Origin of the sequence: Streptomyces poriticola, assembly GCF_036689765.1 — a bacterium.
Lineage (GTDB): Bacteria > Actinomycetota > Actinomycetes > Streptomycetales > Streptomycetaceae > Streptomyces > Streptomyces poriticola.
Window position 1 is genome coordinate 411,495 of sequence record NZ_JBAGKH010000003.1, and the last position, 14,265, is coordinate 425,759.

Annotated in this window: 11 protein-coding genes; 6 read left to right on the top strand and 5 right to left on the bottom strand. The window is 76.0% G+C overall.

The features are described 5' to 3' along the window. Together V5O46_RS06960 and V5O46_RS06965 are read right to left on the bottom strand one after the other, a co-directional pair. Window positions 1-3,153 (bottom strand): sacsin N-terminal ATP-binding-like domain-containing protein, encoded by a 3,153-nt coding sequence (locus V5O46_RS06960; protein ID WP_332883547.1) that lies wholly within the window; start codon window positions 3,151-3,153, stop codon window positions 1-3. A gap of 362 nt (window positions 3,154-3,515) precedes the next feature. Then, entirely contained in the window at window positions 3,516-4,442 is a 927-nt protein-coding gene (locus V5O46_RS06965) for a DUF3027 domain-containing protein (protein WP_332883548.1), read from the bottom strand. Window positions 4,443-4,762: 320 nt separating this feature from the next. Here V5O46_RS06965 and V5O46_RS06970 point away from each other — a divergent pair, with 320 nt between their 5' ends. From V5O46_RS06970 to V5O46_RS06985, 4 genes are read left to right on the top strand one after another with little or no spacing between them, the layout of a single operon-like run. Beyond that, a complete protein-coding gene (locus V5O46_RS06970) occupies window positions 4,763-6,160 on the top strand; it encodes an MFS transporter (RefSeq protein WP_408648924.1) in 1,398 nt (465 codons plus the stop codon). A gap of 59 nt (window positions 6,161-6,219) precedes the next feature. Beyond that, window positions 6,220-6,708: a DUF2771 domain-containing protein gene (locus tag V5O46_RS06975; RefSeq protein ID WP_332883549.1), complete on the top strand. Its 489-nt coding sequence runs from the start codon at window positions 6,220-6,222 to the stop codon at window positions 6,706-6,708. A gap of 23 nt (window positions 6,709-6,731) precedes the next feature. Further along, the gene (locus tag V5O46_RS06980) at window positions 6,732-7,442 is read left to right on the top strand and encodes a futalosine hydrolase (RefSeq protein WP_332883699.1); all 711 of its coding nucleotides are present in this window, start codon (window positions 6,732-6,734) and stop codon (window positions 7,440-7,442) included. After that, window positions 7,432-8,280 (top strand): 1,4-dihydroxy-6-naphthoate synthase, encoded by an 849-nt coding sequence (locus V5O46_RS06985; RefSeq protein ID WP_332883550.1) that lies wholly within the window; start codon window positions 7,432-7,434, stop codon window positions 8,278-8,280. The genes V5O46_RS06980 and V5O46_RS06985 overlap by 11 nt, the downstream gene beginning before the upstream one ends. Before the next feature lie 28 nt (window positions 8,281-8,308). Here the strand turns inward: V5O46_RS06985 and V5O46_RS06990 are convergent, their stop codons facing one another. Continuing rightward, complete coding sequence (locus V5O46_RS06990; protein ID WP_332883551.1) at window positions 8,309-8,692, bottom strand: cold-shock protein; 384 nt, start codon at window positions 8,690-8,692, stop codon at window positions 8,309-8,311. Between the two features lie 163 nt (window positions 8,693-8,855). Here V5O46_RS06990 and V5O46_RS06995 point away from each other — a divergent pair, with 163 nt between their 5' ends. Then, window positions 8,856-9,122, top strand: a complete 267-nt coding sequence (locus V5O46_RS06995; protein WP_332883552.1) for a hypothetical protein — start codon at window positions 8,856-8,858, stop codon at window positions 9,120-9,122. Here the strand turns inward: V5O46_RS06995 and V5O46_RS07000 are convergent. Beyond that, complete coding sequence (locus tag V5O46_RS07000; RefSeq protein ID WP_332883553.1) at window positions 9,083-9,736, bottom strand: HAD family hydrolase; 654 nt, start codon at window positions 9,734-9,736, stop codon at window positions 9,083-9,085. The two genes, V5O46_RS06995 and V5O46_RS07000, sit on opposite strands and share 40 nt — an antisense overlap. Window positions 9,737-10,344: 608 nt before the next feature. Continuing rightward, a complete protein-coding gene (locus V5O46_RS07005; RefSeq protein ID WP_332883554.1) occupies window positions 10,345-11,367 on the bottom strand; it encodes a hypothetical protein in 1,023 nt (340 codons plus the stop codon). 123 nt (window positions 11,368-11,490) lie between these two features. Here V5O46_RS07005 and V5O46_RS07010 point away from each other — a divergent pair, with 123 nt between their 5' ends. Next, window positions 11,491-14,022 (top strand): helicase C-terminal domain-containing protein, encoded by a 2,532-nt coding sequence (locus V5O46_RS07010; RefSeq protein ID WP_332883555.1) that lies wholly within the window; start codon window positions 11,491-11,493, stop codon window positions 14,020-14,022. Window positions 14,023-14,265: the final 243 nt, after the last annotated feature.

The following is a 14,265-nucleotide window of genomic DNA, read 5'->3' on the forward strand; positions in this document are numbered from 1 at the left end:
TCAGTCGAACCAGCGGTCCCGGGCCAGCTCCTCCGTGCGGGTCGGGTCCTCGAGCAGGGCGGCGACCTCGAAGCGGCGCGGCCACTGGCGTGCCGACCAGGCCAGGCCCGCGGCGACGCCCTCCAGGGTCGCGGCGTGCAGCACCCCGTCGTCGGTGACGCGCCAGTCGATCTCCACACCGTCCACGACGAGCTCCTCGTGCTCGACGTAGGACGCCGGGGTCCGTGCCCCGAGCAGCACCCGCACCGGCTCCGCCACCTCGTGCTCGGTGCCCTCGGAGCCCACCTCCCCGGTGACGGACTCGCTCAGCCGCCGCACCTGGAACAGCTCCGCCAGCTCGGCCGCCCGCGCCGGCCGCACCGGCAGCAGCGGCACACCGGAGGTGAAGGGCAGCAGGTCGGGCGAGTCGACGACGACCGCGTCGGCGGCGTCGACCACCTCGACCCGGCCGTCGACGACCGCCCGCAGCGCGTCCGGCAGCGTCACCTGCTCCGGGTCCAGGTCGGCCAGCGCACCGTAGAGGGCGTGCAGCTGGGCGGGCGTGACCGGACGGTCCGGGTCGGCGAGCCGGTCCAGCAGCTCGGCCGCGCCGCCCGGCTCGTCGAGGAGGGCCGCGACGGAGGTGCGCACCCCGAGCGCCCGCAGCACCTGCTCGTCGTCGAAACCGGTGGCGTCGGCCTCGTCGTACAGGCCGTGCAGCAGCGGGTCGCCGCCGGCGGCGCGCAGCCCGGCGGGGCGGCGGCCGTCGAGCACCGGGTGGCCGCGCAGCCACCAGGCGGTGTAGGGCCGTACGACCTCGTGGGTGCCGTCGGGCAGCAGCATGCGCAGGGGCTGGACGAGCGCGTCCCGCAGCGGTGGCCGCGACAGCAGGGTGAGCGCCTGCGCCCACTTGTCGTCGTCGACGAGGTCCAGGTCCCGTACGGCGACGATCTCCGTGGCGACCGGCGGGACCGGGGTGTCGGGGAAGCGGTCGAGGACGTCCTCGCACCACACGTCGACGGCGTCCAGCAGGCCCGCGTCGTCGGGCTCGGCGAAGTCGCCCTCCCGGGGCTCCAGTTCGTCCGGGTCGAGGACGACGTCGGTGGCGCGGACGAGGGCGAAGTCGACGAGGACGCCGCAGGCGGCGAGCGGCTCCGCTCCCCACCGGTCGGCCAGTTCGGCGTCCACGGCGGCGAGCTCGCCCTCGCGCATCACCTGTGCGAAGGGGCCGCCGGGGAAGACGAGTTCACCGGCCGGGGCCAGCTCGCCGTCCTCGTCGGGCAGGGCGAGCGCACCGAGCCAGGGCTCCTCGCCGGGGTCCAGCCCGGCGTCGCGGACCAGGCCGAGGACGGTGTCGGCGAGCTCCTCGGCGTCGGGGCCGTCCTCCTCCCAGGAGGTGCCGCCCTCGTCGTCGAGGGAGGCGGCGACGGCCGCCCGGACCTGGGGGGTGGTGAGCACGGCCCGCGGGGTCGCAGGGACGGCGCCGAGCTTCTCCAGCAGCGGGTGGGCGGCGTCCGGGTGGGCGATCTTGAGACCGAGCCGGGAGAGGATCCCGGGGTCGAGGGCGGTGGTGTCCGGGGTGGGCAGCAGGATCTGCCGGGGCCCGATGGACGTGCGCACCCCACCGGTGCCGAGGGCCTGGGAGGTGTCCCCGGCCAGGGGCACCGGCAGCCCGGACAGCCGGTCCGGGTCGACCCCGGCGAGGCTGTCGTACAGCCGGTGCCACCACTCCGGTGACTTCTCCAGGCCGGCCAGCCGGTCGATGGCGTCGGTCAGCGGGAGCCGGGCCACGCCCAGCGTGCGCAGCTCCGCGCGCCGCTCCAGGCCGGCCGGCAGCAGCGTGGGCAGCACCTCGGCGAGGATCCGCACGGTGTCGGCGCCCGCGCCCTCCACCACCTCGGCGTCGCGCGGGCGCAGCGACTCGGGCAGTCCGGAGTCCTCGTCGCCGCGCGGCTGCGCGGCGGGCGGCAGGAAGGAGGTGCGCGGCAGGCGTTCGAGGACGGCGTGGCGCAGCGCCCCGTCCAGTTCCCCCTTGCCGAGCGGCCCGGGCACCAGGTCGATGATCCCGGCGGTGACCGGGTGCCAGTCGGCGAGCAGTCCCGCGTAGCAGTCGGCGGCGCGCTGGACCAGGAAGTCGGTGAGCGGGCCGGGGGCGGTGTGCCGGCGTGTGGAGTCCAGCGGGAAGGAGGCGATGAGCAGGCCGGGGACGCCGAGGGGCTCGTCGCTGGGGGTGGGGGCGTGCACCACGGGGCTGGTGCGGGGGCGGGCCGGGGCGCCGTCGTCGTCGACCGGGACCGCCCAAGTCACGGACCAGTACGGCCGCAGCCGCTCCTCCACCGGCCGGTCGGCGAGCAGGTCGGGGGTGAGCGGACCGTGTGCGGCGGAGGTGCGCCAGCGGGTGGTGCCGTCCCGCGAGTCCTCGACGACGGTCAGGCCGCCCTCGGTACGGCGGCGCAGCGTACGCACGCCGCCCGTCTCGACGACCACTTCCTCCAGGCCGGGCAGGGCGAGCAGCAGGGCGTCGTCGACGGCGTTCAGGAGGCGCTCGGCGAGGCCGGCGGCGGCCGTGTCGCGCAGCGGCAGGATGACGGCGGTGTCGTACGGGGCGGGGGCGGTGCCCTCGGCGGCGTGGGGCAGCCGCAGCAGCGGGACGTGGCCGTCGCGGCGGCGGATCTCGTCGCCCAGGCCGGGGCTGTGCCGGGCGGTGTCGGCGGCCAGTTCGCGGGCCTCGGCCAGCGACCAGCGGACCCCGCCGTGCCGGCCGATGACGGCGGGCTCGTCGGTGACGGCGAGGACGGCGGCGAAGCCGACTCCGAACCGGCCCACCGCCGGGGTGTGCGTCTCCCGCTTGGCAGAGGCACGCAGCGTGGCCAGCGACTCGACGCCGGCCGCGTCCAGCGCGGCGCCGGTGTTGGCGGCGACCAGGACACCGTCGCGCAGGGTGAGCCGGAGCCGGCCGGGCGCGCCCGCGCGGGCGGCGGCGTCGGCGGCGTTCTGGGCTAGCTCGACGACCAGCCGGTCCCGGTAGCCGCCGAGGACGAGGTCCTCCTCGGCGTTGGCGTCCTCACGGAACCGGGCGGGGCTGGTGGCCCAGGCGTCCAGCACCCCGCGCCGCAGACGTGCCGTACCGAACGGGTCCGCACCCTCGGTGGCGGGCCGCACGAACTTGCTCACGTTCATCTCTCCTCATCGGCCCTGATCGGCGTGAGGTCGAAGGTACCGCGTGGGCGCGTCGCACGAGCCGCGCCGTCGTCCGGCCCGTGGGTCCGCCGCGGCTCGCGTTCCTCGGGGGTGCGCCCCCGGCCCCCGTCGGCCCTGTCGGCCCCGGCGGCCTCGTCCCAGAGCGCCCGCCGGGGAGGGCCAGGGCGTGTGCCGGGCGCCGCGGGGCAGAAGCGGCTCTCGAACACGCCCTGAGCAGTCCGGGCGCGAAGTCCTCCGCGGTTCGGCAGCGCCCTGAAGGGCGCGGGAACCGCGCGACCAGCCACGACGGCACCGCAGACGCGCGACGGCACATCGCGGCACCTCCAGCGGAGCGCTCAGGAGTGTCCCAGCTCAGCCGACGACTCGTCCTCCGTCACCGGGACCGACCCCGAGTCCGGTGCCGGCCGCAGCGGGAACGGGTCGACGCGGGTCTCGTCGACGACCGGCGGGGCCGGCTGCGGGGGCTTGGGCATGACGGCGGCCTCGGAGTGGCCGCCGCAGCCGTAGGCCAGGGAGACCACGCGGCCGTCGGCCGGGGAGAACTCGTTGGCGCACACGCCGAAGGCCTGGCCGAGCGAACCGCCGATGGGGGTCAGGAAGCCGCAGGACACACAGGACGCGGGGGCCGCCTGGGCCATCGCCGTCTTGGGGCCGTACGCCTCCTCCCAGCGGTCGGCCGCGGTGTGCAGGCCGTACCGGGAGAGCACCCGGGCGCGGCGCATGCCCAGCTCGTCGGCGATCGCCGCGATCGAGCCGCGGACCGGGGCGGCGGGCAGACCGGCCGGCGGGCCGCCGGTGACCTCGGCGTCCTCGGCCTCGACCAGGTCGGCCATCTCGTGGGAGACGGCGGAGTGCGGCGGCGGCTCGTCCTCGCCGGACCAGCCCGGCTCCAGGCGCAGGTCCTCGGCGTCGGTGGGCAGGAGGTCGCCCGGGCCCATGTCGCCGGGGCGCAGCCGCTCGCTCCAGGGCACCCACTCGGGGGCGAGGACGGCGTCGGGGCCGGGCAGCAGCGCCGCCTCGTCCACGGTGACGATCTTGGCGCGGGAGGCGCGGGCGACGGTCACGGCCCAGCGCCAGCCGCGGTAGCCGAGTTCCTTGCAGGCGAAGAAGTGCGTGACCACGCGGTCGCCCTCGGAGACCAGTCCGGTGTGCTCGCCCACGACACCGGGCGCGGCGGCTTCCTCGGCCGCGGCCCGGGCGAGGTCGACGGCCTCGGCGCACAGGCGGTCAGGGGTGCGGCTTCGCGTTGTCGCTGCGCTCACAGGTATCGCTTCTCTCCATACGCCGTCTCACGAGTGCGCCCTTTTGTCAGCGGGGCGGACGGAGCGGACCAGGGGACCGCGTCGACGTCCGCGCCCGACGCGCTCGGGCGCACCTACGTCATCCATTCTGCGGGATGCTCGTACGGCGCGCGGCCGAGAACGTTCGCCACGGCGCGCTGTGCACGCTACCTGCTCGACCGGGCTCGGCCTACACCGACGGGAGTTTCCCGGGCCGGCCCAGGGGTGCCTCACCCGACTCGATCAGCCTGATCCACGCCACAACCGCGCTACACAGCCGCCTCTCGGGGCACTATGACGGAGTGGCAGCCGCACACACGGATCGGACGGATGTGAAGGGCGGGAGCCGGGGCCGGGGCTCCGGGCGCTTCCGCGCGGTCGGGCGCGCACTGCATCTGCCGGTGACCGGAACCGCACGCGGCATCCGCCGGGCGACGCACGCGCACGGCGCCGGCGAGTCGGGCCTGGGCAAGCTGATCGAGCTGCACGGGGTGAACGGCGCGGGTGACGTGATGATCACCGTGGCGCTGGCGTCCACCGTGTTCTTCTCCGTGCCGACGGACGAGGCGCGCGGCCGGGTGGCGCTGTATCTCGCCATCACCATGCTGCCGTTCACGCTGCTCGCCCCGGTGGTCGGCCCGCTCCTCGACCGGGTGCCGCACGGGCGGCGGGCGGCGATGGCGGGCGCGATGCTGGCGCGGGCGCTGCTGGCGCTGGTGCTGTCCGGCGCGGTGATCACCGGCAGCATCGAGCTGTACCCGGCCGCGCTGGGCGTCCTGGTGTCGTCGAAGGCGTACGGCGTGGTGCGCAGTGCGGTGGTGCCGCGGCTGCTGCCGCCGCGGTTCTCGCTGGTCAAGGCGAACTCGCGGGTCACGCTGTGCGGGCTGCTGGCCACCGGTGTGGCGGCGCCGATCGCGGTGGGGCTGCAGCAGATCGGTCCGCGCTGGCCGCTGTACGGCGCCTTCGTGATCTTCATCGCGGGAACCTTCCTGTCCTTCACCCTGCCTCCGAAGGTCGACTCGGCCCGGGGCGAGGAGGGGGCGCTGCTCGCCGCCGACGAGCACCATCTGCACGGACCGCATCTGAAGCCGGTCAGGCGTCCGGGGCTGCGCACGGTCGGTATCGCGGTGACGCACGGACTGGGCGCGAACGCCGCGATCCGCTGCCAGACCGGCTTCCTGATCTTCTTCCTGGCGTTTCTGCTGCGCGAGCATCCGATGAGCGGGCAGAGCGCGGCCGTGTCACTGGCGATCGTGGGGGTCGCGGCGGGCGCGGGCAACGCGCTCGGTACGGCGGTGGGGGCCTGGCTCCGCTCCCGCGCACCGGAGATCATCATCGTGACGGTGGTGGCCTGTGTGCTGGGAGCGGCGATCACGGCGGCCGTCCTGTTCAGCGCCGTGGTGGTGGCGTGTCTGGCCGCGGTGGCCGGGTTCGCGCAGGCGCTGGCCAAGCTGTCCCTGGACGCGCTGATCCAGCGGGACGTGCCGGAGCTGGTGCGCACCTCGGCGTTCGCCCGGTCGGAGACGCTGCTGCAGATGTCGTGGGTGGTCGGCGGGGCGATCGGTATCGCGCTGCCGCTCAACGGTCCGTTCGGCCTGGCGGTCGGCGCGACCATCGTCGCGACCGGCTGGCTGACCACCGTCCGGGGCCTGCTCGCCTCCGCCCGGCGGGGCGGGACCGGGCGCCCGAGGGTGGCGTGACGTACGGCACGCCGTACCCAGGTGGGAGGCGGGCCGGGCGTGCCCGATAGCCTTCGCCCATGACCACGTTGCAATCCAGTGTGCGACGCCGCCGCGCCGTCGCCGTCGCCGGCGCCGTATCCGCCGGACTGCTCGTCCTGTCGGCCTGTGACAAGCCGACCCCCATGGCGACCATCACCGTCGGCAGCTCCTCGGTCAGCTCCGAGGCCACCTGCGGCGGCGAGGGCAAGGCCCTCACGGACGCCGAGATCGACAAGTGCCTCCAGGACGAGGACATCGAGTCGATCTCGGTCGACCAGGACGAGACCGTGCGCTTCGGCGTGGACCCGGGGGTCGCCGACGACCGCTGGACGATCCTGATGAACGGTCAGCAGCTGGTCGAGGACAGCGACAAGACCTACCGGACCATCCCGGGCAGCGTGTTCTTCAACGTCCAGTACGGCGCCCAGGGCGACTCGACGAACGTCGCCATCGCGGAACGTGACGGCAAGGAGGACAGCCAGGTCATCACCGGGCTGTGGGTCTTCGAGCTGAAGGACGCGAGCTGACCCCGGCTCCCGTACGCGTCCTCGTGGCCACCGCGGTCCCCGCCGAGCGGGACGCGGTGGCCCGGGCGTTCCCGGGCCCGGGGCGCGAGCTCGCCGTACCGGGCGCGACGCTCCACCGGATCCCGCGGAACGGGTCGCCGCAGGTGTACGACCTGCTGGCGGCCGGTGTCGGGCCCGCCCGGGCCGCCGCCGCCACCGCCGCCGCGCTGACCGCCGCGGCCCTGGACGGCGCCCCCTGCCACCTGGTCGTCTCGGCCGGTATCGCCGGCGGCTTCGCACCGCATGCGCCGGTCGGCTCCCTCGTCCTCGCCGACGAGATCACCGCCGCCGACCTGGGCGCGGAGACCGCCGACGGTTTCCTGCCGGTCACCGCCCTCGGCTTCGGGACGGTCAGCCACCGCCCGCCCGCCGGACTGGTCCGCGCGGCAGCCGCCGCGACCGGGGCCCGTACCGGCACCGTCCTGACCGGATCCACCGTGACCGGCACCGCCGCGCGCGCCGCCGAGCTACGCACCCGCCACCCCGGCGCGCTGGCCGAGGCCATGGAGGGCTTCGGGGTCGCCGAGGCCGCCGCCGCGCACGGCGTGCCCGTGCTGGAGCTGCGCGCGGTGTCCAACCCGGTCGGCCCGCGCGACCGGTCCGCCTGGCGCATCGACGACGCGCTGGCCGCCCTCACGGACGCCTTCGGGAAGCTCGCGACCGTCCTGGAGAGTTGGAACCCATATGACCAGTGAGCCGCTGCAGATCGCCTACTCCCCCTGCCCGAACGACACCTTCGTCTTCGACGCCCTCGTGCACGGCCGTATCCCGGGCGCGCCCGCCCTCGACGTGACGTTCGCCGACATCGACCTCACCAACGGCATGGCCGAGCGCGGCGAGTTCGACGTGCTGAAGGTGTCGTACGCGGTCCTGCCCTACGTCCTGGACCGGTACGCGCTGCTCCCCTGCGGCGGGGCGCTGGGCCGGGGCTGCGGGCCGCTGGTGCTCACCCGGGAGCCCGGCGTGGACCTCCGCGGCCGTACGGTCGCGGTGCCGGGCGAGAGGTCGACGGCGTATCTGCTGTTCCGCCTGTGGGCGGCGGACACGGTGCCCGGCGGGGTCGGGAAGATCGTGGTGATGCCGTTCCACGAGATCATGCCGGCCGTGCGGGACGGGAAGGTCGACGCGGGCCTGGTGATCCACGAGGCGCGGTTCACGTACCGGAACTACGGGCTGCACAGGCTCGCCGACATGGGCGAGCACTGGGAGCGGGCCACCGGGCTGCCGATCCCGCTCGGGGCGATCATCGCCCGGCGGTCGCTGGGCGTGCCGGCGCTGACGGAACTGGCCGAGGCGATCCGGCTGTCGGTGCTGGCCGCCTGGGACGACCCGGAGGCCTCCCGCCCGTACGTCATGGAGCACGCCCAGGAAATGGACCCGGCCGTGGCCGAGCAGCACATCGGGCTGTACGTCAACGAGTTCACCGCCGGGCTCGGCGAGGACGGCTATGCGGCGGTGCGGGGCCTGCTGACCCGCGCGGCGGCCGAGGGGCTCGTCCCGCCCCTCGGCCCGAACGCGCTGGCGTTCCCCTGAGGGACCCGGCCGGGCGCGGCGCCGGCTCCTACACGTCGAGCTGGTCGGCGACCGCCCGCAGCAGGCCGGCGATCTTCTTGCCGGAGGCCTTGTCCGGATAGCGGCCCTTCTCCAGCATCGGCGTGATGTTCTCCAGGAGGGTGGTCAGGTCCTGGACGATCGAGGCCAGCTCGTCCGGTTTCTTGCGCTGGGCGGCGGCGACCGACGGGGCCGGGTCCAGCAGGGTCAGGGAGAGCGCCTGGTCGCCGCGCTGACCGGCGACCACCCCGAACTCCACGCGCTGCCCCGGCTTCAGTGCCTCGACTCCGGCGGGGAGGACCGAGGAATGGACGAAGACGTCACCGCCGTCGTCGCGGGAGAGAAAGCCGAAGCCCTTCTCGCTGTTGAACCACTTGACCTTGCCGGTAGGCACGTCTGTCCTCGTCCTCGTACTCGTCGGAATACTGCTACGGAAACGGCTCTTGATAGCACTCGGGCGGGCCGTCCGGACCCGCCGGTATCCAGGCTAATGGTCTTCCACCCGGTGACAAGACGTCCCCCGGTTGTTCCTTCGCGCAGGGAACTACCCTGGTCGGGTGCGTGACAAAACCCAACCGAATTCCGCCGGGCCCGGTGACCGACTGATCCGGGCCGGTGCGATCGTCTTCGTCGTCGGTGCCGTGGCCACAGTGGTCACGGTCGCCCCGCTGTTCCTGGGGACGACGCCCTTTCCCACCTACATGTTCGGGCTGAGCATGCTGATGGGCGTCGGCTTCGCGGTCGCCGGTGCCGGGGTGCTCCGGTCGGCCGCGGCGGGCCGGCGTCAGGCGCGCGCGGCGGCGGAAGGGGGCTCGTCCCGGTAGGCCGCGAGCCACTCCGGGAACTCCGTGAGGTCCGCCAGCACCGAGTCCGCGCCGGCCGCGTGCAGTTCCCCGGCGGTGTACGGGCCGGTGGCCACGGCGACCGCGTGCGCCCCGGCAGCGCGGGCACCGCGGATGTCGCCCAGGTGGTCGCCGACGTACACGGCCGCGTCGTGCTCGCGCAGCGCCTCCGCCTTCTGCTCCGCCCACAGGTTGCCGATCAGCGCGTCCGGCTCGATGCCGAGGTGCTCCAGGTGCAGCTTCGCGTTGGGCTCGTACTTGGCGGTGACGACGATCGCCCGCCCGCCGGCCGCCCGTACCGCCGCGATCGCCTCGGCGGCGCCGGGCAGCGCGGGCGTGGCGGCGATGGCGACGGCCGGGTACATCGACCGGTACAGATCGGCGACGGCCGCCACCCGCTCCGCCGGGAACCAGTGCGCCAGCTCCTCCGCCAGCGGCGGCCCGAGCCGGGTGATCGCCAGATCGGCGTCGACGAACGTCCCCGTCCGCTCGGACAGCGCCCGGTAGCAGGCGTGGATGCCGGGCCGGGAGTCGATCAGCGTCATGTCCAGATCGAATCCCACGGTCGGGGCGGCGGAGCGGGTCGTGGAGGCCATGCGTGCCATTGTGCCGGGGGAGGCTCCGGCCCCACGCCCGGGTGTTCGGCGCCGGCACCCCGGGGCAGAACGCCGCGCCGCCGCACCACAGCGCCCAGACCCCGCTCGGCCCACCCCGGTGCCGGCGTGCGGAGGCGCACCGGACCCGGCCGCGGTGCCGGCTCCGCGGGCGCGGCTCCGGGTCGGCCCGCTCCGGGGGCGGAAGCGCGGTCGCCGGCCGAGCCCGGACGGCAGGACAGGGCACAGGACCCCCGATCGGCCGGACCCGAGCCGGAAACACGGCGCCTCACCGGACCCACGCAGCAGCCCCGCACCACGGACGACAGACCCGGGCCCGCACCGGGCCGGAAGCGTGCTCACGGGCCGGATCCCGGCGGCCGGCTCAGCTCCCCGGGTGGCGGGCCAGACGTCGACCCGCCCCAGCCCGGAAGCGCGGTCGCCGGCCGAGCCCGGACGGCAGGACAGGGCACAGGACCCCCGATCGGCCGGACCCGAGCCGGAAACACGGCGCCTCGCCGGACCCACGCAGCAGCCCCGCACCACGGACGACAGACCCGGGCCCGCACCGGGCCGGAAGCGTGCTCACGGGCCGGATCCCGGCGGCCGGCTCAGCTCCGCGGGTGGCGGGCCCGGTGGATCAGGTAGAGGGCGGAGGCGAGCGCCGCGCCGCGCAGGACCCAGGGCCAGGTGTCGGCGACGGCGGTGCTCATCTGGCCCTGCACGATCGGATCGCCCCAGCGGCCGTCGGTGCGGCCCCACAGCCAGACGATCCCGGCGGCGGCGACCAGCCCGGGCAGCCCCAGTACCGCCCACTTGGCCTGCGCCCGGGTCAGCCGCCGGGACAGGAAGGTGATCAGCCAGCCGAGTGCCAGCGGCAGCAGGTTGCCGAGCACGGCGCCGACGGCCAGCAGGGCCGCCGCGAGCAGCAGCAGCGGGTTGTTCCAGCCGCCCTCTGGCCACAGCCGGGGCAGCCTGCGGCCGGCGGTACCGGCGGCCGGCGCGGCCTCCTCCGGTTCCGCCTCCACGGTAGGCCGCGCCGCCGCCCGCTGCTCGTCCTCCGCCGGCGGCGGCCGGAGCAGCTCCGGGATCTCCACGCCGCCTACGAAACCGGGCACGCTCTCGCCGGCGCCCAGCGGAGCGCCCTCCACCCGCCACCAGTCGGCGGGCGGCTGCCCGGCGGCGCCGTCGCCGAGTTCGTGGGCGGCGGCCAGATGCGGCGGGGACGCTCCCTCGGCGGCCGGGGCGGGGGCCGAGGCAGGCCGGCCGGGCGGGCGCTGGCGCGGCACGACACGGCGCAGCCGGCTGCGGCGCTCCGGGTCCTGCAGGGAGGCCGCGGCCGGCTCGTCGCGCCGCACCGGCGCCGCACCGGACGGCCACGTCGGCGCGCCGCCGCCCGCGGCGGTGCGGGTGCCGCCCGCGGCGGAGACCACCTCGTCCGGGCTACCGAGCCGGTCCAGGATGCGGCGCACGGCGGCGGGCGAGTCGGCGGCCTGCGACCGGCGCCTGTCGATCTCGCCGCGCAGCTCCGCGACCAGCCGCATGCGGGTGGCCGACGGCAGCTGCCGCTGCTGGGCCACGTCGCCGACCCGGCTCAGATACTCGTAGACGACCTGATCGCTCTCGATCCCCACGAAAACCCCTCCGGGACGGTGCGGTTGTGATGCCCCGTCGGACGACGGTACCGCCTGTCGGGGGGTCCGGCGTGCACGGCGACGCGCGCCCCGCCGTCGTACCCACCCGCTACCGTGGGGCGGATGAGCACCGAGGAGAAGCCCGCGGCCCCCCGGTCCCTCGCGGAAGCGCTCCGCGCCAGGGACGACGCCTCCCTGGCCGCCCTCCTGCGCAGCCGCCCCGATCTCATCACCCCGGTCCCCACCGACCTCACCCAGCTCGCCACCCGGGCCGGTACCCGTGCCTCGGTGGTCCGCGCCCTGGAGCGGCTGGACCGGTTCGCGCTGCAGACCGCTCAGGCGCTGGCGGTGGCCGCCGACCCGGCGTCGTACGAGGAGTTGCTCGGGCTCATGGCCGGGGACGAGCCCGGGCCCACCGTGGCCGCCGCGCTGCCCCACGCCCTGGGCACCCTGCACGAGCAGGCGCTGGTGTGGGGCGCCGGCGACCGGCTGCGACTGGTGCGCACCGCCAGGGAGCTGCTCGCCCCCGCCCCGCAGCGCCCGTCCCCGACCGGCCTCGGGCCCACCGTGCAGGAGGCCACCGCCGGGATGTCACCGGGCCGGATCCAGGAGCTGCTGGCCGCCGCGGGGCTGCCGTCCACCCACGACTCCGTGTCCGCCGCGGCCGCGCTCACCGCGCTCTTCCGCGACCGGGAGCGGATGGCGTCGCTGCTCGCCGAGGTTCCGGCCGACTCCCTCGAGGTGCTGGACCGCCTGGTCTGGGGCCCGCCGTACGGCCAGGTCACCGCCGAGCCCGCGCCCCGGCTGCGGCTGCTGCTGGACCGCGGGCTGCTGCTGCCGACCGCGCCGGGCACGGTCGTACTGCCCCGCGAGGTCGCCCTGCATCTGCGCGCCGGGCGGGCGCACCGCACACCCGAGCCGGTGCCGCCGCCGGTGACGTCCGCCGGCACCCACCGTCCACAGGTTGTGGACGCCACTGCGGCCGGCCAGGCCCTGGCGGCGCTGGCCACCGTCGAGGAGCTGCTGAAGGACTGGGACGAGGGCGGCCCCGCGGTGCTGCGGGCCGGCGGGCTGAGCGTGCGCGATCTGAAGCGCACGGCCGTCGCCCTGGACGTGCCCGAGCCGGTCGCCGCCTTCTGGGTGGAGCTGGCCCACGCCGCCGGACTGCTGGCCTCCGACGGCGAGCCCGACGAGCGGTACGCGGCGACCCCGGCCTACGACGAGTGGCGCGAACTGCCCCCCGCCGAGCGCTGGGCGGGGCTCGCCGAGGCATGGCTGACCGCGACCCGCACGCCGGGGCTGGTCGGCGGGCGCGACGCCAAGGACCGCACGCTGTCGGCGCTCGGTCCGGGCCTGGACCGCTCGGCGGCGCCCGAGGTACGGCACCGGGTGCTGACCCTGCTGGCGGGGCTGCCGGAGGGCTCCGCTCCGGACGAGGAGTCGGTGCTGGCCCGGCTGCACTGGGAGCGGCCGCAGCGCCGGGAGGACGACCTGCGGGCCCGGCTGGCCCACTGGGCGCTGGCGGAGGCGGAGCTGCTGGGGGTGACCGGGCGCGGTGCGCTCGCGGCACCCGGGCGGGCGCTGATCGCGGCTCCGGAGCAGCACCCCCGGCAGGAGGGGAAGGAGCCGTCGGGCCCCGGCGACAAGCTCCCCGTCCACCATCACCGGCCCGCCCCGCACCCCGCGCCCCGGTCCCCCGCCGAGCAGGCCGCCGCCACCGCCTCCGCCGCCCGGCTGCTCGCCCCGCTGCTGCCCGAACCACTGGACCACGTCCTGCTCCAGGCCGATCTGACGGCGGTGGCGCCGGGGCCGCTGGAGCGTGACCTGGCGGAGCTGCTGGGGGTGCTGGCGGACGTCGAGTCCAAGGGCGGGGCGACGGTGTACCGGTTCACCCCCGGCTCGGTGCGCCGCGCCCTGGACGCCGGGCGGACCGCCGCCGATCTGCAGGCCTTCCTCGCCGCGCACTCCCGGACGCCGGTGCCGCAGCCGCTGTCGTACCTCATCGACGACGTGGCCCGGCGGCACGGACGGCTGCGGGTGGGAGCCGCCTCGGCGTATGTGCGCTGCGACGACGACGCGACGCTCCGCGAGATCCTCGCCGACAGGCGGGCCGCCGGGCTCGGGCTGCGCCGGCTGGCGCCGACCGTGCTGGCCGCGCAGGCGGATCCGGCGGCGCTGCTGGACGGGCTGCGGACGATGGGGTTCGCGCCGGCCGCCGAGTCCGCCGAGGGCGATGTGCTGATCACCAGGGCCGACGCCCGCCGCACCCCGCCGCGCACGCCTCCCCAGCCGGTGCCGGACGGCCCGCCGGTGCCCGACGAACCGCTGCTGGCCGCCGCGATCCGCGCCGTGCGGGCCGGTGACCTGGCCGCCACCACGCCGCGCAAGCCGGCCGCTGAGCCCTCCACGGCCGGCGGGCCGCCCCGCACGGGCGCGGCCGAGACCCTCGCCGCCATGCAGGCCGCCGTGCTGACCGGCGAGGCGCTGTGGATCGGCTATGTGAACGCCGAGGGCGCCGCCAGCCAGCGGGTCGTCGCCCCGATCCGGGTCGAGGGCGGCTTCGTCACGGCGTACGACCGCACCGCCGACGAGGTGCGCACCTATCCGCTGCACCGGATCACGGGGGTCGCGGAGCTCGCCGACGACGCGACCTGAGCGATCCCGGGCCGTGGTCCGGCCCCTGGGCTTTACGGTCCCCTGCTCCGGATTCCGTTCTGTTCCGCTCGTTCGGGCGTACGCCGGGATTCATGCACGCCACGCCGGGGTTTTCCCACCCGTGAGGGAGGTTTCTTCATCTTCCGCATCGGGTCGCCGGGGGTCGGGCAGCCAACGAGTGTCCCGCTACCGAGCGAAAGGAAGCTCCTCGATGCGTTCCCTCCGTCGTGCCGCCGCAGTCCT

Excerpts from the sequence above, each read along its gene's own strand:
- V5O46_RS06975 (WP_332883549.1), top strand. The coding sequence starts at position 6,220 with ATGACCACGTTGCAATCCAGTGTGCGACGCCGCCGCGCCGTCGCCGTC.
- V5O46_RS06985 (WP_332883550.1), top strand. The coding sequence starts at position 7,432 with ATGACCAGTGAGCCGCTGCAGATCGCCTACTCCCCCTGCCCGAACGAC.
- V5O46_RS07000 (WP_332883553.1), bottom strand. The coding sequence starts at position 9,736 with ATGGCCTCCACGACCCGCTCCGCCGCCCCGACCGTGGGATTCGATCTG.
- V5O46_RS07010 (WP_332883555.1), top strand. The coding sequence starts at position 11,491 with ATGAGCACCGAGGAGAAGCCCGCGGCCCCCCGGTCCCTCGCGGAAGCG.